At 57.1% G+C, this 25,308-nt stretch carries 20 protein-coding genes; 7 read left to right on the top strand and 13 right to left on the bottom strand.

The genetic code is table 11. The features are described 5' to 3' along the window. Window positions 1-72: 72 nt before the first annotated feature. Entirely contained in the window at window positions 73-756 is a 684-nt protein-coding gene (locus AC2FPW_RS05815) for an adenylate kinase (protein ID WP_267364040.1), read from the bottom strand. A gap of 7 nt (window positions 757-763) precedes the next feature. Then, window positions 764-2,728 carry an acetate--CoA ligase gene (acs, locus tag AC2FPW_RS05810; protein WP_267364041.1) on the bottom strand — a complete coding sequence of 655 codons (1,965 nt, stop codon included), beginning with the start codon at window positions 2,726-2,728 and terminating at the stop codon, window positions 764-766. A 430-nt stretch (window positions 2,729-3,158) separates the two neighbouring features. Between acs and AC2FPW_RS05805 the strand changes: the two genes are divergently transcribed. From AC2FPW_RS05805 to AC2FPW_RS05795, 3 genes are read left to right on the top strand one after another with little or no spacing between them, the layout of a single operon-like run. Next, window positions 3,159-4,175, top strand: a complete 1,017-nt coding sequence (locus tag AC2FPW_RS05805) for a C4-dicarboxylate TRAP transporter substrate-binding protein (protein WP_480583824.1) — start codon at window positions 3,159-3,161, stop codon at window positions 4,173-4,175. 56 nt (window positions 4,176-4,231) lie between these two features. Beyond that, window positions 4,232-4,861: a TRAP transporter small permease gene (locus AC2FPW_RS05800; protein WP_480583827.1), complete on the top strand. Its 630-nt coding sequence runs from the start codon at window positions 4,232-4,234 to the stop codon at window positions 4,859-4,861. A gap of 3 nt (window positions 4,862-4,864) precedes the next feature. Further along, on the top strand, window positions 4,865-6,268 hold the full coding sequence (locus tag AC2FPW_RS05795) for a TRAP transporter large permease (protein ID WP_267364043.1): 1,404 nt from the start codon (window positions 4,865-4,867) through the stop codon (window positions 6,266-6,268). Window positions 6,269-6,407: 139 nt separating this feature from the next. Here AC2FPW_RS05795 and ocd read toward each other — a convergent pair whose 3' ends face one another. Both ocd and rocF read right to left on the bottom strand, forming a co-directional pair. Continuing rightward, window positions 6,408-7,451, bottom strand: coding sequence for an ornithine cyclodeaminase (gene ocd / locus AC2FPW_RS05790; RefSeq protein ID WP_496812843.1), 1,044 nt, complete (start codon window positions 7,449-7,451; stop codon window positions 6,408-6,410). After that, a complete protein-coding gene (rocF, locus tag AC2FPW_RS05785) occupies window positions 7,451-8,371 on the bottom strand; it encodes an arginase (protein WP_496812842.1) in 921 nt (306 codons plus the stop codon). Before rocF ends, ocd begins: the two co-directional genes overlap by 1 nt. Before the next feature lie 87 nt (window positions 8,372-8,458). Here rocF and AC2FPW_RS05780 point away from each other — a divergent pair, with 87 nt between their 5' ends. Further along, window positions 8,459-8,887 carry an Lrp/AsnC family transcriptional regulator gene (locus tag AC2FPW_RS05780; protein ID WP_480472343.1) on the top strand — a complete coding sequence of 143 codons (429 nt, stop codon included), beginning with the start codon at window positions 8,459-8,461 and terminating at the stop codon, window positions 8,885-8,887. A gap of 113 nt (window positions 8,888-9,000) precedes the next feature. Beyond that, the gene (mprF, locus tag AC2FPW_RS05775) at window positions 9,001-11,610 is read left to right on the top strand and encodes a bifunctional lysylphosphatidylglycerol flippase/synthetase MprF (protein WP_496812841.1); all 2,610 of its coding nucleotides are present in this window, start codon (window positions 9,001-9,003) and stop codon (window positions 11,608-11,610) included. 3 nt (window positions 11,611-11,613) lie between these two features. Here the strand turns inward: mprF and AC2FPW_RS05770 are convergent, their stop codons facing one another. The 6 genes from AC2FPW_RS05770 to AC2FPW_RS05745 all read right to left on the bottom strand — a co-directional run bounded on the left by AC2FPW_RS05770 (window position 11,614) and on the right by AC2FPW_RS05745 (window position 16,345). Continuing rightward, complete coding sequence (locus AC2FPW_RS05770) at window positions 11,614-13,164, bottom strand: efflux transporter outer membrane subunit (protein WP_496812840.1); 1,551 nt, start codon at window positions 13,162-13,164, stop codon at window positions 11,614-11,616. An 11-nt stretch (window positions 13,165-13,175) separates the two neighbouring features. Then, window positions 13,176-14,321: an HlyD family secretion protein gene (locus AC2FPW_RS05765; protein ID WP_496812839.1), complete on the bottom strand. Its 1,146-nt coding sequence runs from the start codon at window positions 14,319-14,321 to the stop codon at window positions 13,176-13,178. Window positions 14,322-14,342: 21 nt separating this feature from the next. Beyond that, window positions 14,343-14,705: a DUF3302 domain-containing protein gene (locus tag AC2FPW_RS05760; protein WP_480485873.1), complete on the bottom strand. Its 363-nt coding sequence runs from the start codon at window positions 14,703-14,705 to the stop codon at window positions 14,343-14,345. 35 nt (window positions 14,706-14,740) lie between these two features. Continuing rightward, entirely contained in the window at window positions 14,741-15,310 is a 570-nt protein-coding gene (locus AC2FPW_RS05755) for a disulfide bond formation protein B (RefSeq protein ID WP_496812838.1), read from the bottom strand. Window positions 15,311-15,320: 10 nt separating this feature from the next. Beyond that, the gene (locus tag AC2FPW_RS05750) at window positions 15,321-15,476 is read right to left on the bottom strand and encodes a DUF5993 family protein (protein ID WP_209595994.1); all 156 of its coding nucleotides are present in this window, start codon (window positions 15,474-15,476) and stop codon (window positions 15,321-15,323) included. A 107-nt stretch (window positions 15,477-15,583) separates the two neighbouring features. After that, a complete protein-coding gene (locus AC2FPW_RS05745) occupies window positions 15,584-16,345 on the bottom strand; it encodes a DeoR/GlpR family DNA-binding transcription regulator (RefSeq protein ID WP_496812837.1) in 762 nt (253 codons plus the stop codon). 179 nt (window positions 16,346-16,524) lie between these two features. Here AC2FPW_RS05745 and glpD point away from each other — a divergent pair, with 179 nt between their 5' ends. Together glpD and AC2FPW_RS05735 are read left to right on the top strand one after the other, a co-directional pair. Next, window positions 16,525-18,111 (top strand): glycerol-3-phosphate dehydrogenase, encoded by a 1,587-nt coding sequence (gene glpD / locus AC2FPW_RS05740; protein ID WP_496812836.1) that lies wholly within the window; start codon window positions 16,525-16,527, stop codon window positions 18,109-18,111. A gap of 195 nt (window positions 18,112-18,306) precedes the next feature. After that, complete coding sequence (locus AC2FPW_RS05735; protein WP_496812835.1) at window positions 18,307-18,852, top strand: DUF2087 domain-containing protein; 546 nt, start codon at window positions 18,307-18,309, stop codon at window positions 18,850-18,852. A gap of 42 nt (window positions 18,853-18,894) precedes the next feature. Here AC2FPW_RS05735 and AC2FPW_RS05730 read toward each other — a convergent pair whose 3' ends face one another. From AC2FPW_RS05730 to metG, 3 genes are all read right to left on the bottom strand, one after another. Next, the gene (locus AC2FPW_RS05730) at window positions 18,895-22,032 is read right to left on the bottom strand and encodes an efflux RND transporter permease subunit (RefSeq protein ID WP_496812834.1); all 3,138 of its coding nucleotides are present in this window, start codon (window positions 22,030-22,032) and stop codon (window positions 18,895-18,897) included. 3 nt (window positions 22,033-22,035) lie between these two features. After that, complete coding sequence (locus tag AC2FPW_RS05725) at window positions 22,036-23,193, bottom strand: efflux RND transporter periplasmic adaptor subunit (protein WP_496812833.1); 1,158 nt, start codon at window positions 23,191-23,193, stop codon at window positions 22,036-22,038. A gap of 249 nt (window positions 23,194-23,442) precedes the next feature. Beyond that, on the bottom strand, window positions 23,443-25,161 hold the full coding sequence (metG, locus tag AC2FPW_RS05720; protein ID WP_496812832.1) for a methionine--tRNA ligase: 1,719 nt from the start codon (window positions 25,159-25,161) through the stop codon (window positions 23,443-23,445). Window positions 25,162-25,308: the final 147 nt, after the last annotated feature.

Raw genomic sequence — 25,308 nt, 5'->3', positions numbered from 1 at the left:
CCACCAGTCCGCCAAAGCGGTCTTTTGAAGTATTCTTTTTAGGATCAAAGCCTTGCGGCTTATCTCCTCCCCTTAACTCATCACGTCGCTGACGATCCCTTCGAGATCGCCCGCGATATCCTCGATCCTGCCCATGGCATTGATGCGTTTCAGAACACCGTGACCGTCGTAATAGGTGATCAGCGGCGCGGTCTGCGCATGATAAGCTGCCAGACGCGAAGCCACGGTTTCAGCGTTGTCATCCGCGCGGCGCTTGAATTCGGTGCTGCCGCACTTGTCGCACTTACCGTCTTCGGCAGGCTTCTTGAACTGGTCGTGGTACCCTTCACCGCAGCCCGCGCAGGTGTAGCGGCCCGAGATGCGGATCACCATTTCGGCATCTTCCACCTCCAGGCTGATTGCTGCGTTGATCTTTTGGTCATTGGACGCAAGCAAACCGTCCAGCGCCTCGGCCTGAACCGTTGTGCGGGGGAACCCATCCAGAATGACACCTTTGGCGCAATCTGGTTGCGCCATACGATCGCGCAGGATCGCAATGACGATCTCGTCACTAACCAGATCACCGGCTTCCATCACGGCTTTGGCGGCTTTGCCTGCGTCGGTGCCTGCGGCAACGGCTTCGCGCAGCAGGTCACCCGTGCTGAGTTGAACAAGTCCGAATTTTTCTTCCAGCATCCGGGCCTGCGTGCCCTTCCCGGCGCCCGGAGGGCCGAGAAGGATAAGTACTGCGGGTGTGGTGATCGTAGCAGCGTCCATCACATCCTCACTTGCCCGCGCGGTTTTCGATCAGGTCTTCGACCACCGACGGATCGGCCAGTGTCGAAGTGTCACCCAGCGAACCGAAATCGTTTTCGGCAATCTTGCGCAGGATGCGACGCATGATCTTGCCCGAGCGTGTTTTGGGCAGGCCCGGGGCCCACTGGATCACATCGGGGCTGGCGATCGGTCCGATCTCGGTCCGGACCCAGGTGCGCAACTCCTTGCGGAGCTCTTCGCTTGGTTCACGGTCATTCATCAAAGTGACATAGCAATAAATGCCTTGCCCCTTGATTTCATGAGGATATCCGACAACAGCGGCTTCTGCGACGGCGGCGTGTGCTACCAGTGCGCTTTCCACCTCGGCCGTTCCCATGCGGTGGCCGGACACGTTGATCACATCGTCCACGCGCCCGGTAATCCAGTAGTCGCCATCTTCATCGCGACGACAGCCATCACCAGTGAAGTAGTAGCCTTTGTAATCCGAGAAATAGGTTTTTTCGAACCGCTCATGATCGCCCCAGACGGTGCGCATCTGGCCGGGCCAGCTGTCTTTGATGCAGAGCACACCCTCGACACCATTGCCTTCGATCTCGACGCCGGACTGCGGATCCAACACCACTGGTTCGATGCCAAAGAACGGCTTCATTGCCGATCCGGGCTTCATTGCATGGGCGCCGGGCAGGGGGGTCATCAGGTGACCGCCGGTTTCCGTCTGCCACCATGTATCCACGATGGGGCATTTGCCCTTGCCGACCACTTCGTTGTACCAGTTCCAGGCTTCAGGGTTGATCGGTTCACCCACGGTTCCCAGAGTACGCAGATCGCTGAGGTCGCATTTCTCGACAAACTCTTTGCCCTGACCCATCAGGGCGCGGATCGCTGTGGGCGCGGTGTAGAACTGGTTCACCTTGTGTTTTTCGCAAACCTGCCAGAAGCGCGACGCGTCGGGGAAAGTTGGAACGCCTTCAAACATCAGCGTGGTCGCACCATTGGCCAGGGGGCCATAGACGATATAGCTGTGGCCGGTCACCCAGCCCACATCCGCAGTACACCAATACACATCGCCTTCGTGATAATCGAAGGTGATCTCATGCGTCATTGCGGCGTAAACCAGATAGCCGCCGGTTGTGTGAACAACGCCTTTTGGCTGACCTGTCGAGCCGGAGGTGTATAGGATGAACAGTGGATCTTCGGCGCTCATTTCGGCAGGCGCGCAGTAGTCGTCCGCCTCAAGGGCCATTTCGTTGTAGTCAAAGTCACGACCGTCGATCCAGGTGGTCTGGCCACCGGTCCGTTTGACGACAAGGCACTTGACCGTATCCTTGCAGTGCAGCAGCGCCGCGTCGGCATTGGATTTCAATGGCGTTTTACGCCCACCGCGTGGAGCCTCGTCCGCGGTGATCACAACCTTGGCGTCACAGCCATTGATCCGGGCAGCCAGTGCGTCCGGCGAGAAGCCCGCAAAAACAATAGAGTGAATTGCGCCGATCCGCGCACAGGCCAACATGGCATAAGCGGCCTCGGGGATCATCGGCAGATAAATGACGACGCGGTCGCCTTTGCGCACACCCAAAGATTCTAGGATGTTTGCCATGCGGCAGGTGCGGCGGTGCAGTTCCGCGTAAGAGATATGCTGAGCCGGGTCATTTGGATCGTCCGGTTCCCAGATGATTGCCGTTTGATCACCGCGGGTTTTCAGGTGGCGATCCAGACAGTTGGCCGAGACATTCAAGGTGCCATCAGCATACCAGTTTATTTTAACCGAACCGAAATCGTAGTTAACGTCTTTGACCTGGGTGAAGGGTTTGATCCAGTCAACGCGCTTGCCTTGCTCGCCCCAGAATGCGTCGGGGTCACTGATCGAAGCGGCATACATGTCGGCATATTTTTCGGCATCAACATGCGCACGGGCGACGGTTTCTGCGGATGGCGGATAGGTCTTGGCATCTGCCTGGGCAGCGGTGGTCATTTTTGAGGCTCCTCCCTCTGGACTGGATTGCGTTGGGACATTTTTTGCCACTTGGTCCGGCAATGTCGATCCCGTTCCTCCCCGAGTTCGAATATTACCGAGTTCTGAAAATAAATAAATAAATTGCCGGAATCCCTGAATTTATTTGTAAAGAAATTTCTAACTACGACCATATCTAGTAAAGAAAACGCACTAACTCCGTAAAAATCCATTTAAAATATATGGATAGGTGTAACACATGTCCTACTTGCAGTTCCTAACACAAGTAGGTGTCAGTCCACGAATGTCGGGTTTTTCTACATGCGCAATCCAAGCGGGAACTGCTTCTGATACCAGCGGAAAACCAAGGCAGGGTTGGCACAGTAGAATGTTGGCGCTAGCTTGATCCTCAAGCGCCTCGGGAGGAGGCGCATCAATGGGAGATCAAATGATGAAAAAGATGTTGAGCGGCGCCGCTGTCGCCGCCCTGAGCTTTGCCTTTGTCGGTGAAGCTTTTGCTACTGAGTGGAACGCATCGGTCTGGGGTAAGCGTCGTGCCTTCACTGAACATGTTGAAAAACTGGCCGAACTTGTTAGCGAAAAAACCGGTGGTGAATTCACCATCAATGTCAGCTATGGCGGGTTGTCCAAGCCGCGCGAAAATCTGGACGGCATTGAAATTGGCGCCTTCGAGATGGCTCAGTTCTGTGCAGGTTACCACCGCGACAAAAACCGCGCGATTACCGTTCTGGAGCTGCCTTTTCTCGGCGTGAACAACCTGCAGGAGGAGGTGGCGGTCAGTCATGCGGTTTATGACCACCCCGCAGTCAAGGATGAGATGGCGCAATGGAACGCCCGCATCATCATGACCTCACCGATGCCGCAGTATAATCTGGTCGGCACTGGCGAGCCGCGCGATGAACTGGCTGATTTTGACGGAATGCGGGTCCGTGCAACTGGCGGTTTGGGGCAAGCCTTCGAGGCGGTCGGAGGTGTTCCGACTTCGGTCCCGGCAACCGAGGCATTCAATGCCATGGAATCCGGTGTCGTCGACACCGTGGCCTTTGCCCAGCACGCACATCTGTCTTTCGGGACAATCAACGAAGCCGACTGGTGGACGGCAAACCTGAACCCCGGAACGGTAAACTGCCCGGTCGTGGTCAACATTGACGCCTACGAGGCTCTGCCAGCCGCGCATCGCGAGGCGCTGGATAGCTCGATTGATGAAGCCATCGCACACTACCTCGCGAATTATGGCGGATTGCTCGAACAATGGGACAGCGTTCTGCAAGAAAAGGGTGTGCAGAAAGTCATGATCGACGATGCCGTGATCGCGGAGTTCCGCACCAAGGCAGCCGATCCGATCCGTGAAAAGTGGATCGCGGACATGACGGCACAGGGGCTGCCAGCGCAGGATCTTTATGATCTCGTGCAGATGACGCTGACGCAACAGCGCGGCGGCAACTGATCCTGAACCCGGGTGCCTGCCAGGCACCCGGTACACCAATATTGGGGAATACTGGAATGGCAGGACAGGCCACAGTGCTGGTGGACGGAAGCCGTCTGAGCCAGCTGGATCAGCAGTTGTTGAAACTGGAGCGTTTTCTCGCGCTCATCAGTGGTTTGGCAGTATTTGGCCTGATGGTCCTGGCCGTTATCTCGGTCAGTGGGCGCAATGCCCTGAATGCCCCATTGCCAGGTTATGTTGACTGGATCGAACAGGCGATGCCATTGATCGCATTTCTTGGCATTTCTTATGTTCAACGCGACGGTGGCCACATCCGCATGGACATCGTTTTGTCACGCCTTCACGGCAGATGGTTGTGGCTTTTCGAACTGGTCTCGGTGGTTTTGATCCTGCTTCTGATGCTTGCGCTAGTTTGGGGCAGCTGGTCTCACTTCGACCGATCCTTTGATTTGGGCGCACCATTTTGGAGCCGGGACAGTTCCATTGATATCGGAATTCCGTTGTGGCCCGCGAAACTACTGGCCCCCATCGCGTTTTCCGTTCTGTGCCTGCGGCTTGCCTTGCAGGTCTGGGGATATGGCCGCGCACTATGGCTGGGATTGGAAGCTCCGGTCGCCGTTCCGTTGATACAGGACGCGGCAGCACAAGCAGCGGCTGAGGCCGAACAGTTCGAAGGGCAGGACTGATTTATGGACACGATTGAAATTGGCCTCTGGGTCACGGGCGGGCTTCTGGTCTTTGTCGTGGTCGGCATGCGCGTGGCCTTCGCTGCGGGCTTGGCCGGGCTAATTGGGCTTGTTTGGATTTTTTGGGCCAAGTTTGGGTATGATCCGGCGCGGTTCGGTAAAGCGCTGACTGTTGCAGTCAAAACCGCCGGGCAAGTGCCGCATTCCAAAGTTGCCTCTCATACCCTTAGCCTGATCCCGACCTTTATCCTGATCGGGTATCTGGCTTATTACGCAGGTCTCACGCGGGCGTTGTTTGAAGCTGCCAAACGCTGGGTCGCCTGGGTTCCCGGAGGGTTGGCGGTTTCAACCGTATTCGCCACCGCCGGTTTCGCCGCGGTTTCGGGTGCCTCGGTTGCCACCTCTGCCGTCTTCGCCCGCATCGCGATCCCGGAAATGCTGAAGGTCGGCTACAACAAACGCTTTGCTGCCGGTGTGGTGGCCGCCGGAGGAACGCTGGCATCACTGATTCCACCATCGGCCATTCTGGTGATCTACGCGATCATCGTCGAGCAGGACGTCGGGAAGCTGCTTTTGGCGGGGTTCATTCCGGGCGCGTTTTCCGCGATCATCTATGCCGTGCTGATTGTCGGGATCGCCGTGATTTTCAAATCCGTCGGTCCCCCGGTCACAGGCTTTACATGGAAACAGCGTTTTTCGGCCCTTCCCGGAGCCATTCCTATTGTCGCCGTCATCCTGATCATCATCTGCTTTGTCTATAACCCATTTGGTGAAAAAGCGTGGGGCACGCCGACGGAAGGCGGCGCAATCGGCGCTTTCATTGTCTTCTGCTTCGCCCTGTTTCACGGGATGCGTTGGAGCGAATTCAAATCCGCGCTGCTGGAGACGGCCAAGCTTACCGCAATGATCTTTTCGATCATCTGGGGCGTTCTGATCTATGTGCGGTTTCTAGGGTTTGCGGATCTTCCCGGCGCCTTTTCAGACTGGATAACCAGCCTTGAAATGTCACCCATGATGATCCTGATCTGCATTCTGCTGGCTTACGCGGTGCTTGGCATGTTCATGGATGCGATAGGAATGCTTCTTTTGACCTTGCCTGTTGTTTATCCGGCGGTCATGGCGCTGAACGGTGGTGAAACGGTCAGTGCTGCAGACAGTGCGTTTGGCATGTCCGGGCCGATGTGCGCGATTTGGTTTGGAATTCTGGTCGTCAAGATGGCCGAGTTTTGCCTGATTACACCGCCAATTGGGTTGAATTGCTTTGTCGTCGCCGGGGTGCGCCCGGATTTGAGTGTTCAGGATGTCTTCCGGGGTGTGACACCCTTTTTCGTGGCCGACGCCCTGACCATAGCAATGCTTGTGGCATTTCCTGGTATTGTACTCTACCTGCCATCGCTTGCGGGGTAGGTAGGATGCGAGGCTCTGCCTCGCGCTCCGGGATATTTAGAGCCAGATGAAGAACGGATCCCCTGCTTCATCTGGCCAATAAATATCCCGGGGGAGGCGCCCGGCACGGGTGGCGGGGGCAGAGCCCCCTTAGGCGCGCCTAACCGGCCCGCATCAGCATTCCGAACAGGTCGCGCGGATCGTCCGGGTCGGCCAACATGTCCAGAGGCTCAAAGAATGCAGTGCCTTTGATCGCCTGTTTGACATAGCGTAGGGCTGAGAAATCTTCGATCGCGAAGCCAACACTGTCGAACAGGGTGATTTGGCGGTCGTCTGTGCGCCCTTTGGCAGCTCCGGTCATAACCTGCCACATCTCGATCACGGGATGATCAGCATCCAGCGCTTGAATTTCGCCCTCGATCCGGGTTTGCTCGGGGTATTCGACGAAGATGTCCGAGCGCAGCAGGATATCGCGATGCAATTCTGTCTTGCCGGGACAATCACCACCGATGGCGTTGATGTGGACGCCGGGACCGACCATGTTGTCGGTGAGGATGGTGGCGTATTTCTTGTCGGCCGTGCAAGTGGTGATGATCTGAGCACCTTCAATAGCGTCTTCCGGTGTCTTGCATGGGATGACCGTCAGGCCTTTGCCTTGCAGGTTTGTGGCGCATTTCGCTGTTGCACCGGGATCGGTATCGTAAAGCCGGACAGTGTCGATCCCGCACATTGCCTTGAAAGCGAGGCATTGGAATTCGGACTGCGCCCCATTGCCGATCATGGCCATGGTCGTGGCATTCTTTGGGGCAAGATAGCGCCCGACCAGAGCCGACGTCGCCGCCGTGCGCAATGCAGTCAGCATCGTCATTTCGGTCAGCAGAGTGGGATACCCGGTGTAAACATCCGCCAGCAATCCGAATGCGGTCACTGTTTGCAGACCCTCGGAGGTGTTTTTGGGATGGCCGTTCACGTATTTGAACCCATATGCCTCCCCATCCGAGGTGGGCATCAGTTCAATCACACCGTGGGGAGAATGCGCCGGGATACGGGGTGTCTTGTCAAAGCTTTCCCACCGTTTGAAATCGGATTCGATCTGATCGGCGATCTGTACGATCATCTGTTCGACACCTATGTGGTGGATCAGCCGCATCATGTTGTCGACGGACACAAAAGGCACGAGTGCCTTTTCAGAAGGTTGGGTCATCAGAAACTCCGGGTGGGGCGGTCAAAGATGCGACGGCCCATAAGTGAGGCGGCCAGATCGACCATCAGTTTTGCGGTGCGGCCACGTTCATCCAGGAACGGGTTCAGTTCGACAAGATCCAGCGAACTGACCAGTCCGCTTTCATGCAGCAGTTCCATGACCAGATGAGCCTCGCGCTCGGTCGCACCGCCGGGAACAGTGGTGCCGACGGCAGGGGCAATGGCCGGATCCAGGAAATCAACATCCAACGAGACGTGAAGAAGAGCGTTTTCGGCTTTCACGCGATCCAGGAACGCCAGCAACGGCGCCTTGATCCCATGTTCGTCAATGCTGCGCATGTCGGCCAGCATGGCGCGGTCCTGTTCCAGCGCCGAACGTTCCGCCGGGTCGACAGAGCGCAGGCCAATCATGCCAACTCGATCGGTTGGGACGACAGCGGGTAAGGGCGGAAGCGCCTCGAATCCCGACCTTCCTGTGAAATAGGCGACAGGTGTGCCATGCAGGTTGCCGCTGTCTGTACTGTCGGGGGTGTGAAAATCACTATGCGCATCCAGCCACAGAACGAATAGCGGGCGGTCGACCTTAGCAGCATAGGCGGCCATCCCGGTCACGGTTCCCATGGACAATGCGTGATCGCCGCCCATGAAGATTGGAATGCCCTGTTTAGCTGCTGTCAGTGCGGTCTTGCTCAGCGCTTGCGTCCATCCGACGCATTCGGGCAGCGCGAACAGGTGCGGATGTTCGGGCAGGTCCGTTTTTTCAGGTTGCACGTCGCCCCAATCGCAAACGGAGTGACCAAGATCGGCCAAGGCCTGATCCAGCCCGGCCACGCGATATGCGTCAGGACCCATTCGGCAACCCTGACGCCGTTTTCCGGCATCCATCGGCGCGCCGACTAAAATGATGTTTTTGCGTTCCATGTGGTCCATTTAGGCCGTCACTGTGTCTTGCGTGAAGAGCACAAAATGCTCAAAATGGATCAGGAAACTCCTTAATGAGAAGGTAATATGGACGAATTGGATAGTCGTCTGCTGGGCGCATTGCAGCGTGACGCGCGCGCCAGCCTGTCAGAGCTGTCGGAAACGCTTGGTGTGACCCGCACTACGGTGCGCAGCCGTTTGCAACGGCTCAAGCAATCCGGAGAGATCGTTGGTTTTACCGTGTTGACGCGTCGGGATCTGGCGCAAAGCCCGGTACGTGGGCTTATGATGCTGGAAATCGAGGGGCGCGGCACCGAGCGCGTGATGTCCCGGATCGGAGCCATGCGGCAGGTCACGGCGGTCCATTCGACCAACGGCAGTTGGGATTTGATTGCCGAAATCAGTACTGAAACTCTGGCCGAACTGGACGAGGTTCTGTTTCATATTCGCAGGATCGACGGCGTTACACGTTCGGAAACGAACCTGCTGCTGTCAACACGCAAGGGGCGGCTCTAGTGCTTTGAGATGAATGCGACTTGTGCCAGAGTTTGTGAGTAGACAGGGTGCGACTTACCCTTAGGTAGGCCGCTTGCTGACTAAGGGTTCAGTATTTCCGGAAGGCTTGCGGCATGACCACATCTGAAAATGGTGACGAACCTTTGGCCGGTCAGTGGGCCGAACGACTTGCTGATCTGCTGGAAAAACCCTGGCTGCGCATCGCGATACCGGTCGTTATTACCGGGATTGCCCTTTCGGTTTTGCACGATCTGTCGGCCCATGTGAAATGGTCGGATGTCCAGACCGATATTTCGGCGACATCATGGAAATTGATGGTTTTTGCGATGTGCTGGACAGCGTTCAGCTTTTTGTCGCTGTCGCTCTATGATGTGTTCGCGGTACAGAGCGTGGCAGATGGCAAGGTGCCGTTACCTGTGGCGGGGATGGCCGGAGCCAGCGGATACGCGGTGTCGAACTGCCTTGGGTTTTCCTACATCACGGGAACCGCGATCCGGTATCGGATATACGCGTCGCTTGGCTTGGACCTTGGCCGGGTGGCTGGTGTAATCGCGACCTCGTGGGTGGCGTTCTGGATGGGTCTGATCCTGATTTTGGGCTTATTGCTGACCCTGCACCCGGATGGAATATCCAAGGTGATGCCCGTCAGCGAAACGGTCGAAACCACCATAGGGTTGTGCTTGCTGGCTGCATTTGTTGCGATGTTCATTTGGCTGTCCAGCGGTGGCCGGCGGTTGGCCGTTGCAGGCGTCGGTTTCGATCTGCCCGGAGGGAAACTGGCGGGCCTGCTGACGTTGGCTGCCATTGGGGACTTGTTTGGCGCATCCATGGTGCTTTACGTTTTGATGCCGGATGATCTGGGTGTCGGGTACCCGTATTTCTTCACGATCTATATCGCTGCCATTGCCGTTGGAATCCTAAGCCATGCGCCGGGTGGAATCGGCGTGTTTGAGGCGACATTGATTGCCGGTCTGGGGGCGTCAGGCCGATCGGATGTTATTGCTGCGTTGCTGCTTTACCGGGTGGTTTACACTTTTCTACCATTTGCAGTCGCCAGCCTTTCCATTGCCGTTGCATCTGCCTTGACGCAAAGACACATGATCGGCGGTGCCGCCATCTGGGTCTATCGCGTGATCCGTCCCATGGTTCCGATGGTAGCGGCCGGGGTTGCCGCGGTGGCCGGGGTAATCTTGCTGGTGTCGGGCGCGCTGCCAGCGGGGGCGCAAAAGCTCAGCACGCTGAAAGATATGCTGCCGCTTTCGTTTGTCGAGGCTTCGCATCTTGCAGGCAGTGTCGTTGGGGTGTTGCTATTGCTGGTGTCGCGCGGGTTGTTCCGCAAGCTCTACCGGGCATGGGTCGTTGCGATGGTGTTGATGGGGGTGGGGTTCTTTGCGTCGCTTGCAAAGGGGCTCGACATCCACGAGGCGTTTTCGATGCTGGGAACGATTGGGCTGCTGGCTATGTTTCGTGGCGCGTTCTACCGGGTCAGTGGTGCGTCGATATTTCGGCTGAACATCCCATGGCTGATCAGTGTCGTGGTTCTGTTGGCGGTGATATTCTGGATCGGGCTGTTTGCATATTCGCATGTCGAATACCAAAACGATCTGTGGTGGCAGTTTGCCTGGAACGGTGACGCCTCGCGCTTTCTGCGGTCCAGCCTTGTTGTAGCCGTGATCGTGGGCATTGTTGCCGTGAACTCTCTGTTCGGGCGTGAGATTCCGACACCACAGCGGGTTGAAATCCCAGAGGTTGTCGAGCGGCTGGTGATGGAGAGTGAGGATACGGAGTCGCAAATCTCGCTCACCGGTGACAAGCAATTCCTGATCTCACCGGATGAGACCGCATTCTTAGCGTATGCAGACACGGGCAATGCGCTGATTTCAAAAGGAGAACCGGTTGGTGACGAGAGGGCCGGGCAGCAACTGATTTGGCAGCTTCGGGAAATGGCGGATCGCGAAGGTAAACTCTGTGCGTTCTACAGTGTCTCGACCAAATATCTGCCGACTTTTCTGGATCTTGGACTGTCGATCCTGAAGATTGGCGAGGTTGCGCGGGTGTCATTGCACGACTTCTCGCTGGACGGAAAGTCGCGCAAGCGATTCCGGCAGGCCAAGAACCGTGCTGAACGCGAAGGATATGTGTTCGAGATCATTCCGAAGGAAGAACTGAGGCCTCTGTTGTCAGATTTGCGTGGGATTTCAGACCGCTGGCTTGCGCAAAAGGCCGGTGCAGAAAAAGGCTTTGCACTGGGGGGATTTGATGATCAATACCTGTCCTATTTCGATCATGCGATCCTGCGTGATGGCAACACCGGCAAGATCATGGCCTTTGCCAATCTGTTCCAAGGAGGGAACAAGTCCGAGCTGTCACTGGACCTCATGCGTTATGAACCCGATAGCCCAAGTTTCGTCATGGACGCTCTTTTCGCCGACATGATGGATTGGGGGGCGCAGCAGGGGTTTCACTGGTTTTCACTGGGTGCCGCACCGTTCTCAGGGATCGAAAACCGTCAGCTTGCTTCGCTTTGGAACCGCATCGGTGGGTTCGTTTACGAACATGGCGAACAGTTCTACCATTTTGAGGGCCTTCGTGCGTTCAAGCAGAAGTTCGATCCGGAATGGAGCCCGAACTATCTGGCCAGCCCCGGCGGGCTGGCCGCGCCCCGCATCCTCTATGAGGTTAATATCCTGATCTCGGGCGGGTTGCGCGGGTTAACCAAGTAGCACCTAATTCAGGCTTGCGCGGGTTGGGGTTTTCTGCAGCAGATCGCCCCAATCCGTGCGATAGGCCATCTCGGCCAGAACGGTTTCAGGTAAGAATTCCTGATTTTGACGGATTTGCCATCCGCCGCCCAGACCCTTGTAAACCGCCACCAGATTGCTGGATACCTGCTGCCGTGCCTCGATCAGGTTGGCCTGTGATCGCAATAGCGCGGTCTGGGTGTTCAGCACACGCGAATAATCGGCAATGCCATCTGTATATTGGCTGACGGCGATTTCGGCAGCTTTGCGTGAGGCTTCGACACTTTGCTGATAGAACCCGACCTGCTTACGTGCCTGCGCATAAGCGACCATGGCACTTTCAACCTCGGAATAAGCGGTCAGCACAGTGTTCTGATAATTCGCAATCAGCGCCTGGTAAGCGGCGTCCTGCGCGCGAACATTGTTCTTGATGCGGCCATAGTTCAGCACATTCCAGACCACACCGGCACTGGCCAGTCCGGTTGTGCTGCCGCCGCCGAACAGATCGCGCCCGCCGGATGCCTGCAAGCCGATTGCGCCTGACAGGATGAATTGGGGATACAGGTCCGCCATCGCGATGCCCACCTGCGCCGACTGCGTGGCTGCCGCCAGTTCAGCCGCGCGCACATCCGGGCGGCGGCGCAGCAATTCAGCGGGAACGCCCACTGCCACATTTGCCCGGGCCGATGGAATGCGGCCGGTATTGCCCAGCAGACCGGTCATGCGTGAAGGTGTCGTGCCCAATAATACCGCAAGCGCGTTCTTGGTCTGTTGCAGGTCGCTTTCCAGTTCGGGTACCAGCGCCTTGGTGTTGTTCAGCAGGGCGGCGGATTCCTGTACGTCCAGTTCCGTGGTGACGCCATTGTTAAACCGCAGCTGAGTCAGGTCTGCCGAGTCCTGCTGCAATTTGATGTTCTCGCGCGCAATTGCCAGCGTCTCTTGCAGCGCCCGGATATTGACGTAAAGCGCGGCGACGTCCCCGGTCAGCGTAACCAACGCGTCGTCGTAGTTTGCTACTTGCAGGGCCAGATTGGATCGCGCGGCCTGAACGCCGCGCCGCTGCGCGCCCCAGACGTCCAACTCCCACTGGGCATCGAAGCCGACTTGCGAGGTCGAGAACTCGGTATCCAGCGGGATGACGCGATTGACATCCGAAATTGGCCCCAGATTGTCGCTGATCTGGCGCCGTTCAAGCGAGCCGCCAATGGCCTGCGACTGCGGGTAAAGCTCGCCAAAGGCGATACCCAGTTGCGCGCGCGCCTGCAAAACCCGCGCACCAGCGACCTGAAGTGTCAGGTTTTGGGCGTAAGCCTCGGCAATCAGTTTGTTAAGGGTCGGATCATTGAATGTCTGCCACCATTTTACGACTGGCGCACTGCGCGAAGTCAGCCCGCTTTGACCGACGCTGGGGTTGTTGACCTCAATCCATTGTTTCACGACAGGTGAATTGGGGCGCACAAAATCCGGTCCAACTGGTGTGCAAGCCGCGAGAGTGGCGACGCAAATGGCGGTTCCCAACAACCTGCGGAGTGTCATGGCGCGCATCCTCAGATATCCAGGGGTCGGATGAAATTGGCGAAGGAATAAAGGCGGATGTTGATGCGCCTCAGAAACTCAAAACTCTTGCCTTGACCTGTATAGATCGCCACAGCGGCATGGCCGCCCGCTGGGAAAATGTGGTCTTCCGGCACATCGACGGTGATCTGAACCGCAATCCGACCGGGCAGTTTGGGCAACTCGAAACCGGGCAGGCGGCCCGACGGGATGAGTTGCCCTTGCCGGGTCGCCCACCAGATCGCTTCGACCTTGCCCGTCAGGATTTCACCGGGATAAAGATCAAGTGCGACTTCGACCTCTTGCCCCGGCTCGACAAATTTCAGGTTCTGCTGGCGGAATGTGGCAAGGATATAAGGGCTTTCATCAGTCACAAAGCTGGCAATCGCACCCAACCGGACGTCACCGACTACCAATCCGGGGCGGGCCTGCTGCGAGACGATCATGCCATTTTCAGGCGCATAGATTGTTGTGTTTTCCAGAAAATACTCGGCCTCGGCCAATTGCGCCTGCGCCTGAAGGATACCGGTGTTCACGCCGTCAATCTGCGATTCCAGCGCCAGTTGAGCCTTGGTCAGGTTGGCCCCAGCCTGTTTGACGGCGGCCTGATCTTCCGACACCTGTTCGTTCCATCGATCCAGATCGTCCTGACGGGCGCCTCCGGCCGGAACAAGATTCTCATACCGCGCCTGTTGGGTTTGCGCATAGGCCAATTGCGCATTGGCCCGTTCGACAGCTTCGGTCGACGCAATGACATCCTGTTCAAGGATTTTGGCGTTCTGCTGTGCCGCCACCAACTGGGCCTGCGCATTATCGACCGCCAGCGAAAACACCGTATCATCGAACCGATACAGCGGATCTCCCTTTGTTACCGGTGTGTTCGGTTCGACAAGTACCTCGGACAGGATCGTCGGCTGTGTCAGCTTGGGGATGATCTGTATGGTCGAACGTACCACGTGGCTGTCTGCGGAAAACGGCTGAAAGAAGCGAAGCGCCACAAGGAAGATCAGCAGCAGATGTGCGCCCACCCAGAACGAAACAATGCCCCAGGCAATGTTGAACTTCAGCCATTCCAGCTTGAAAAAAATGAGCCAGACGAAAATGATGTAGAACAGCGTGATGCCGAGGGCGACGAACATAGGAATTAGGGTCCTTCGGTCTTAACTGGGTTGTGTGTCGTCTGTGTCCAGACGATCCTGGTATTCGGGTTTGACCTTGCCGCCAAGGCGTTTGATTTCATCGCGAATGGCATCTTTTTCCTCGTCCGGGCCCCGGCGAATATCGACCGTGACGCCATCGTGGAAAGCCCACATGAAGGCGTGAACCCAAGGCACGACAGCCAAAAACCCCATCCATCCCATGATCTTTACGGCTTCGGCATGGGGATGATTACGTTTGATCGCGATCCGCCCCGGAAGGCCCATAATGAACAGGAACAGCGCCATAACTGCTGCAAGCAGCAGGATCAGCGCGACCAATGTCAGATAGTCATAATAGCCCAGCGGCTGGCCCAATAGTCCCATGTGCGTGCCTCCATCAGGGGAAGGTTAGGGTATCCTCAATCATTCGTTTTCAGTTCGTCAATCAACTTGTAGTCCGTGGGCGGGTCATCACAAATGCCTGGTCCGCATTCCAGCAGAGTTGAACCGGCGTTCAGTACGGTCAGTGCCAGCATGACAAAGAAGGCGGTTTTGGCCAGCTTGTTTCCCCCAAAACGTACCTCGCTGGCCGCACCCGAGTCATATTGGCGATCAAACAGCAGCATGAACGAAGTACCCAGCAGGACAAGGAAAAAGGCGATGCCCGCCCAAGTGTAATAATGCAGCCCCAGAACGGGCGATCCGTAGTGGCCGGTTCCAGGCACAATGTGCAACAGGATTTGCCGGATCGAAACACTGCCGCCATACAAAGCGGCAATGAGCATGATGGCATAGTGCTGCGGTCGCGCGCCATAAAGCAGGTTCAGGCCCAGCCCGACGCCGACGGCTACAAAGCCGACACGCTGCAACAGGCAAAGCGGGCAGGGCAGTTCGTAAAGGACAAGTTGATAGAAGAACGCCAGCGCCAGAACGAGACTGACGGCCAGCATTCCGATCGCGTTTAGTGTACGTGACAATTCGGGTGTCATGACGAGGCCCTCAAAGCTGAATTGTCAGCTGACTGGTGGCGTGGAATTTCAACCAGTAGATACTCAGGGCAATCGTAAGGAAGAACAGCGCATTGCCTGCCTTTGTCATGTTGAAATAGTTGAGCCCCATCGTGGCGGTAAGTAGTGCAAATAAAAGCGCAATCATGGCCCGGTGCTCCCCTCCCGTGCACATATCTTTATGCAAACGATAGTGTCAGGCCGGGTGGCATCTGGCAAGCGGCGCGGTAATTTGGGGACTATTCTTAATGTCCGCTAGTTACACAGGACGATGTCCGTTTGCCATTCCTGACCGCGCAGGTGCAGATCGCCAGGTAACGGCGCATCCGTGTAAATCGCATTGATTTCAGCCAAAGAAGCGATGCGCGCCGGGGCCGAGCGGTAAAACTTTGAATGGTCGGCAACCAGAAATGTGCGGCGTGCCTGCGCAATGATGGTCTGGCTGACTTGTACCTCCTGAAAGTCGAAGTCCAGAAGATCTCCGTCAGTGTCCAAAGCTGAACAGCCGATTACGGCAAGGTCAAATTTGAATTGCCGAATGGTCGATACGGTCAGATTTCCGATCAACCCGCCGTCGGTGCGCCGCAGAACGCCACCGGCCATGACGACCTCACAATCCGGGTTCTCAATCAGAATGTTTGCGACATTCATGTTGTTGGTCACAACCATCAGATTCTTGTGGTTCAGCAATTGCCGCGCCACGGCCTCGGTCGAGGTTCCGATGTTCATGAAGATCGATGCGCCGTCGGGGATATCGGTGGCGCAAGCCTGTGCAATACGGGTCTTGGCGTCGGCGTTCAGGGCACGGCGGTCTTCATATCCGATGTTGGACACGCCCGAGCGCAGCACCGCGCCGCCATGCACCCGATCCAGTTTACCTGCCTCGGCCAACTCGGTCAGGTCGCGCCGGATCGTCTGGACCGTGACACCAAATCTTTCGGCCAACCCGTCAACGGTGACGCGGCCTTCGGCCCCGGCAATGTCCAGAATGTCAGATTGGCGAAAAGACAGGGACATGGTGTTTCCAAACTTGAAGTGTTTCTTTCGTTTTTGTTCTTTTTGGCCGGTTTTGCAAGAATGGTATTAGAAGATTTCAGGCTAGTGCTGCAAAGCGAAAAAAATCGAACATAAACATTGACCATACGAAGGATGTTCTGGCAAATGCCTATCATCCATCCTGACAAGGAATCATTGGCATGCAGTCAGCGGACGTTCAGACAACGGACCTTTTTATCATCGGTGGTGGGATCAATGGTTGCGGCATCGCTCGGGATGCTGCTGGTCGCGGGCTGTCAGTTACATTGGCAGAGATGAATGATCTGGCCTCGGCCACGTCATCAGCCTCGACAAAATTGTTTCATGGCGGTTTGCGCTATCTGGAGTATTTCGAAATCCGTCTAGTCCGTGAGGCCCTGATCGAGCGTGAAACCCTGTTGCGCGCGATGCCGCATATCAGCTGGCCGATGCGCTTTGTGCTGCCCTACCACAAGGACATGCGGTTTGACTCGGAAACGCCGACCTCCCGGCTGCTCAGTACGGTCATGCCGTGGATGCGGGGGCGGCGTCCGGCTTGGCTGATCCGGTTGGGTTTGTTCATGTATGACAATCTGGGTGGTCGCAAAATTCTGCCGGGCACCACGTCGCTGAACCTGCGATCGGGTCCGGAAGGCGTCCCGTTACAGGACAAGTTCGAAACGGCTTATGAATATTCTGATTGCTGGATCGAAGATTCACGGTTGGTGGTCCTGAATGCCCGCGACGCCGAGGCGCGCGGTGCGCAGATCATGGTGCGAACCGAGGTGATTTCGGCCGAGCGGGTGGACGACCTTTGGCAGGTATCACTTCGTGATCGCAGCAGCGGCGAAACCCGTCTTGTCCGGGCCAGAATGCTGATCAATGCGGGTGGCCCTTGGGTCGGGGACATCATCCAGACCAAGATCCGAGTGAACTCACGCGAGGGTGTTCGACTTGTTCGGGGCAGCCATATTGTGACACCCCGGCTCTATGACCACGACAAGTGTTATTTCTTTCAGGGCGAAGACGGCCGCATCATTTTCGCCATTCCGTATGAACAGGACTTTACCCTGATCGGCACAACGGATCAGGATCACCCGGACCCTGACACGAAACCCGTCTGTACCGAGGTCGAACAGGAGTATCTGTGCGCCTTCGCATCGAAGTATTTCAAGCGCCCTGTGACCCGCGAAGATGTTGTGTGGACCTATTCTGGTGTGCGGCCGCTTTATGACGACGATGCCAGCAGTGCCACCGCAGCAACGCGAGATTACACGCTGAAAGTCGATGCGCAGGGTGGGGCGCCTGTTTTGAACGTGTTTGGCGGCAAGATCACCACCTATCGCAGGCTCGCGGAAAGTGCTCTGGAGAAGGTTGGTGAATTCTTTCCAAATATGCCGGGCCCCTGGACCGCTGGTGTGGCGCTGCCGGGCGGTGACTTTCCGGTTGACGCAGTTGAAGCCCTGACTGATCAGCTTCAAGCCGCGTATCCGTTTCTGGGTGCCGCCTGGGCTGCACGCCTGATCAGGGCCTATGGAACCGAAGCAACAGATGTCCTTGGGGATGCGCAACAGCTGTCTGATCTGGGCGAGGATTTTGGCGCAACCCTGACCGCGCGGGAAGTCGCGTGGCTGATCGACAAGGAATATGCACGGACCGCCGAAGATGTCGTCTGGCGGCGCAACAAGCTGGGCCTGCGACTGAATGCCGAGCAGATCGCGCGGATCGACGGCTGGATGGCTGAACGGCTGACCCCCGGCTCGACCTGATCCATCTTTCTATCCTCTTGGCGGGTGATGAGCGTTGTGCTAGCCGTTGGATACGGTCGGCAGACACCGAGGCGTCGCTGCTCTTACCCAGAGTGCTAAACCTGCCAGTGTATGTGAAACTATCGCAACCATCAGGGCGTTGTTTCGTCAAGTCAGCGACCAACGATCGCGCAAAACGCCCGATATGGATTTGTGATGAGCAAAACTCCTGTACCCTTGCACGCCGATGATCTGACCGGATTCGTGCGTATCCTGTCCCAACAACTTGGCGACTCCAGCCCGTCGCACCTGACCCTGATGAATATGGTCGCTCGTGCCGCCGGGTTTCAGAACGTGCAACATATGCGCGCCACCAGTGCCGCTGCCAGGCGGATCGAGGCCCGCCCGAAACAACCGACTGCTGACATGCGCACGGTTGAGCGCACATTGCACCTGTTCGACGCACAAGGCAGGCTTCGACAATGGCCGTCAAAACGATCGGTGCAGACTTTGTCTTTGTGGGGGCTCTGGTCTGCGGTACCGGCAGCCGCGGTGCTGCAAGAGGGTGAGGTCAACGCGTGCCTCAATGCCGAACATTGTTTTGATGACCCTGCAACCCTGCGCCGGACCATGATTTCCTGTGGGCTGCTGACACGGAACCGGGATGGATCGGATTATCGCCGGGTCGAGCAGGCACCGACACCAGAAGCAAAGGTGGTGATCCGCGAACTCTCTGAACGTCGGCGGGGAAGACCAGACTGACGCCAGAAAAAAGCCCCGCCGAAGGGCGGGGCTTTGATTGGATCAGGCCGCTTCTTCTGAAGGGCCGGGATCGTTTTTGCTGCCTTTCAGCCACTCACGCATGCTTTGCATCAGGGCGTAGAGGACAGGCACCACGATCACGCCAACCAGCGTCGCGGCCAACATGCCACCGAACACGGCGACACCGATGGCTTTCTGGCTGGCCGCACCCGCACCATTGGCAGCCAGCAGCGGTACGACCCCCAACAGGAAAGACAGGGCAGTCATCATGACAGCGCGGAAACGCTGATGAGCGGCCTCGACGGCAGCTTCCTTGATCGAAAGACCCTTGGCGCGCTGTTCCATTGCAAACTCGACGATCAGAATGCCGTTCTTCGAGGCCAGACCCACCAGCATAATCATACCGATCTGCGTATAGAGGTTGATGTCACTGCCGACGATGGCAACCGCGGCCACCGCCCCGAACAGGGCCACGACCACAGACAGCAAAATCGAGACCGGCATAGTCCAGCTTTCATATTGTCCAACCAGAAACAGGTAACCGAATAGGATAGCCAGCCCCAGAATGATGATCACCAGGCTGCCGGACGCCAACTGTTGTTGTGCCGTTCCCGTCCATTCGAACGAGTATCCCGGCGGCAGAGCCGAAGCAGAGACCTCTGTCATCGCTGTGATCGCATCGCCGCTGGACAGGCCCGGCGCTGGCACCGCTGTCACCGTTGCCGACCGGAACAGGTTATGCCGTTTCAGCAGAACCGGCCCCAAGACGTTTTCCACGTCAATCAGAGTGCCCAATGGCACCATGTCGCCCTTCTGTGAACGCACATAGAGGCTGGCAATGTCATCGACATTGTCGCGATAGCTGCCTTCCGCCTGGATCATTACGCGATAGACGCGACCAAACAGGTTGAAGTCGTTGACATAATACGACCCCAGCTGGGCTTGCATGGTCTGGAAGATTTCAGCCACCGAGACGTCCAGTGTCTTGGCTTTCTCGCGGTCCAGATCCACGAACAGCTGCGGAACGTTGGCACGGAATGTCGTATAGGCTTGCCCGATCTCGGGTCGTTGGTTGGCCGAATAGACAAACGACCCCACAGCCGATGCCAGATCCTGCGGTGAACCGCCACCGGTTTGCTGCACCTCCATCTCGACCCCGGCCGACATGCCGAGACCCTGAATTGGTGGCGGGTTGAAGGCAACGGTCGAGGCTGCGGTCTCGTTATTCGCGATGGCCAGCACCTTGGCCAGAATGGCCTTGGCGCTCAGGTCTTCTTCCTGCCGTTCGCTCCAGTTGTCGAGGTTCACGAAGATCGCAGCGCCGTTGGTGATTGTGCCGTTCAGCAATGAAAAGCCATTGATCAGAACGGTGCTGGACACACCCGGGATCTCGCGTATCTGGTCATCGAGGCGCTTTGTCACGGCCTCGGTCCGTTCCAGCGTCGCGGCGTCAGGCAGTTGCACGTCGACAAAGAGATAGCCATTGTCTTCCAGCGGGATAAACCCGGCGGACGTGTTTGACATGATGGCCCCTGTTCCCATGCCGAGCCCAACCACGATGGCCAGCGCGATAGCCGGAAAGACAAGCAGTTTGCGAACAATGGCGACATAGCCGTTGCGAACGCCACCAATGAAGTTTTCGAACAGTGCAAGCAGCCCTTTGGGCGGCCCTGAGCGGGCCTTAAGGACCAGTCCACACAGCGCGGGCGACAGTGTCAGCGCGTTGATCGACGAGATCACAACAGCGGTCGAGATCGTGACAGCGAACTGAGAGTACAGCCGCCCTGAGATGCCCGGCATGAAGGTCACGGGCACGAATACCGCCAGCAATACCAGCGTGGTCGCGATGACCGGGCCTGTGATCTGCCCCATCGCCTTACGGGTGGCTTCGGCTGGGGGCAGCCCCTCATCAGCGATGATGCGCTCGACGTTTTCGACCACGACGATGGCGTCATCAACCACGATCCCAATGGCCAATACCAGCGCGAACAGCGAGATCGTGTTCAACGACATGCCGAAGGCCAGCAAGAAAGCAAACGTGCCGATCAGTGAGACCGGGATGGCAACCGCGGGGATGATCGTCGCGCGCCAACTTCCCAGGAACACAAAAACGACCGAGATCACGAGGGTGAAGGTCAGGATCAGTGTCGATACGACGTCATTCAATGAAGCTTCGACAAAGTCTGTCGTGTTGAAGGGTACTTCATATTCGACATCCGTCGGGAATGCGCGGGACAGCCGCTCCAGTTCCGCCTGTACGCGCTCTGAAACGGCGAGGGCGTTCGCGCCGGGGGCTTGATAAATACCGATGACGGTGGCAGGCACGGCCTGAAAATAGCCGGATGCCGAGTAGAACTGTGCGCCAAGCTCAACTCGGGCGATGTCCCTTACGCGGACAATTGCGCCGGCATCTCCGGTACGGATCACGATGTCGCCAAATTCTTCGGCTGACGTCAGTCGACCTTTGGATTTGATCGTGTATTGAAAGGTCTGCCCTTCGGGCACAGGCGGTGCACCGATCGAGCCTGCAGACACTTCGATATTCTGTTCGCGGATCGCGTTGATCACATCGCCTGGTGTTATGGACAGGGCTGCCATCTTGTCAGGGTCCATCCAGACCCGCATGGCGTATTCCAGGTTGGTCAGAACATCAGCTTTACCCACGCCCTGCACACGCGCCAGCGCATCGCGCAGGTTGATCGAGGCATAGTTGGAAAGAAACACACTGTCATAGGTGCCGTTGGGCGAGGTCAGCGTGACCAGCATCAGCATGTTGGTCGAAGATTTCTGTGTCACCACGCCGGACGAAGTCACTTCGGCTGGCAGCGACGACATGGCCTGCGCCACCCGGTTTTGAACGTTGACCGATGCGATGTCGGGATCGGTGCCGACCTCAAAGGTCACATCCAGCGAATAGGACCCGTTGTCAGACGATCTGGACGTCATGTAGATCATGTCGTCCACGCCGTTGACCTGCGCCTCGATCGGAGCGGCAACGGTGTTTTCCACTGTTTCCGCATTTGCTCCGGTGTATTTGGTGGATACGTTGACCACGGGCGGGGTAATGTCGGGGAACTGCGCGACCGGCAGCACCAGATAGCCGATGCCACCCATGATGGTCAGCACAAGCGAAATGACTAACGCCAGCTTCGGCCGGCTGATGAACAGGGCTGAGAACATCGATTACTCTCCCGGCTGTTCAGAGGCGACGACCGCGTCAACAGCCACACCGGGACGGACCCGTTGCAGGCCCTCGACAATCACACTTTCACCCTCACGCAAGCCTTCGGTAACGATGATGGCGGTACCTTCCGTGTTGCCTGTGGTGATATATCGCTGCTCCACCATCTGCTTGTCGTTTACAACCAGAACAAAGTCACCGCGCTGGTCGCGTTGCAGCGCAGCTTGCGGCACCAGAACTTGCAAGGTCGGTTGCAACGCTTCGATCTGCACATTCACGAATGCACCGTCCAGGATCAAACGGTCGGCATTTTCGAACTGGGCGCGCATTGTGATCGCGCCGGTCAACGGGTCGATACGATTGTCAACAAATACGATCCTGCCCGTTTCATCCAACTTGGTTCCATTTGGCAGCGTGATATGCACATTGGGGCTTTGCGGGCTTTCCGCAAGAGAAGCGGAATTTGCGCCAACGGTCTGAAGAACCGAAGTGAAGAGTTTTTCGTTGAGCGAGAAATTCACATAGATCGGCGTCTCGCTGACAATGTTTACCAGCGGCGGGTTGGTCGGGCCTACCACATCGCCGACACTAGTGGTGATGCTTCCGATACGCCCATCAAAAGGTGCGTGGATCTGTGTATAGCTGAGGTCCAGTTCGGCCTGCTGGATCGCCGCATTTGCGGCCTTGACCTCAGCCTCGGCGACCAGTTCGTTGGCCCGCGCGATGTCGCGTTCGGATTCAGGTGTCGCGTCGCGTTTGTAAAGCTCTTCCTTACGCGCCAGGTCAACCTTGGCCAGCTCAAGGTTCGCCTCGGCCCGGTTCAGATCAGCTTTTCGGGCCTCCAATGTCGCCTCGTAAAGGTCCGGTTCGATGGTGAACAACAGGTCTCCTTCCTTGACCGTAGCCCCATCCTCGACATTCCGGCTGTTGAGAAAACCGTTCACGCGGGCGACGATATCGACCTTATTGATCGCCTGAGCGCGCCCTATGAAGGAAGCCTCGTCGGTGATTTCTTCGGTGTAGGCGGCCGCAATCGTAACTTTCGGTGCCGCTCCTTCGTCCTGTGCAGTTGCAGGTTGGGCCAGTCCCAGGGAAATCAGCAATATTGCGGTGGCAATTGGATTGCGGGCCTGAGTTGGAAAAGGGAAAACTTGGGACATGGCGAAAGCCTCGTGCATTTCAGAAACAATTGGTGTCCATCTCGGCGGTCACAATCGCGCGAGTCGACAAAACTTGTTTGCAGGATGGCTTGTTTGCCACGATTTCTCAAGCGCGATGAATCCCGCTGTTGTTTGCGATGACGCCAAAAATTTCAGCAACTAAGCTAGTTTAGGTGCTGGTCCGTTCCGAGGTGCCGAACGAAAACAGGGGCCAACGGCCCCCGTTTGAGCTGACGAATGTCAGGGTGGTCAGCTGCGTTTACCGGCAAATTTTGCCTGCCATTCTTCACGCTGTTCGTCTGTGATCTTGGCGAACAGAACGTCTGGCACGACAAAGTCGTGACCCGCTGGCAGGGCGTTCAACGCTGCGGCCACGTCCTCGGGCCAGCTGGTGTCGAGCGTGTTCATGGCGCTTAGCATCTTGGCTGAGGTATCAGGGATGAACGGCGCGCTGAGCACGGCATAGAACCGGATCAGGTTCAGGCCCAGACGCACCTGCGCAGCGGCCCCTTCGGGGTCTTCCTTGAAGGTTGACCACGGCGCCGCAGCTTGCAGGTATTCATTGCCAGCCACCCAGATGGCCCGCAGTTCCTGAGCCGACTTGCGGACGTCCATTGCTTCCATATGCGCCTCGTAAGCGCGGACGCGTTTGGTGAGTTCATCGATCAGAGCGTTCTCACGCTCGCCAAACTCACCGCCTTCGGGCACCACCTCACCAAATTTCGAGCGACAGAACTTGGTGATGCGGCTGACGAAGTTGCCTAGAACATCGGCCAGATCCTTGTTCACGGATTGTTGGAAGTTTTCCCACGTGAATTCGCTGTCGCTGCTTTCTGGCGCATGGCTCAGCAGCCACCACCGCCAGTAGTCAGCTGGCAGAATCTCGAGAGCCTGATCCATAAAAACGCCACGCCCCTGCGAGGTCGAGAACTGGCCGCCGTCGTAGTTTAGATAGTTGAAGGATTTCAGGTGGTCGACCATTTTCCACGGCTCGCCCGATCCCAGAATAGTGGCGGGGAAAGAAAGCGTGTGAAACGGCACGTTGTCCTTGCCCATGAACTGGACATAGCGCACATCGTCCGCGCCCTTATCGGTGCGCCACCAGCGTTCCCACTCAGAATCGGGTTTCCCCGTGGAATCCGCCCATTCCTTGGCACAGGCGATGTATTCAATCGGCGCGTCGAACCAGACATAGAAGACCTTGCCTTCCATACCGGGCCAGTCCTGATCGCCTTTCTTGACCGGAACGCCCCAGTCCAGATCGCGGGTGATCCCCCGGTCTTGCAACCCGTCGCCATCATGCAGCCATTTCTTGGCAATGGATGTGGTCAGGATCGGCCAGTCGGTTTTGCTGTCAATCCAGGCATCCAGCTGATCCTTCATTGCCGATTGGCGCAGATAGAGGTGCTTGGTCTCGCGTACTTCCAGATCTGTCGAGCCCGAAATGGCCGAGCGCGGTTCAATCAGGTCGGTTGGATCCAACTGCTTGGTGCAGTTTTCACACTGGTCGCCACGTGCGTTCTCGTATCCGCAATTGGGGCAGGTGCCCTCGATATAGCGGTCCGGAAGAAAGCGACCATCTGCGTTGGAATAGATTTGCTTTTCCGTGACCTCGCGGATCAACCCGGCCTCATCCAGCTTTCCGGCAAAATGTTGGGTCAGCTTTTTATTCTGCTCGCTGGATGAGCGGCCAAAGTGATCAAAGCTCATCCCAAAACGCTTGGCGATGTCGGCCTGAATTTCGTACATGTCCGCGCAATACTCGGCCACCGGCTTTCCCGCCTTGGCCGCGGCCAGTTCGGCCGGGGTGCCGTGTTCGTCGGTGGCACACAGGAACATGACCTCGTTCCCCCGGCCACGCTGGTAGCGTGCATACAAGTCGGCAGGCAGTTGCGAGCCGACCAGGTTGCCGAGATGCTTGATCCCATTGATGTATGGGATCGCCGAGGTGATGAGAATCCGAGCCATATTCCGTTTCCGCGTATCTAACTGCGCGTTCGTCTAACCTAAGTCACCGCTCAGCAAAAGCCCGGTTTCGTAGATGACTGGAATAACTCTGATTTGTGACGCGCACCTTATGGGACGACCAAGTCACCGATGGCCGTTGTAAACCGG

It is taken from the genome of Ruegeria sp. SATB027 (assembly GCF_059613825.1).
Note: the sequence above shows the minus strand (reverse complement) of the source record. Positions and strands in the feature narration are given on the sequence as shown.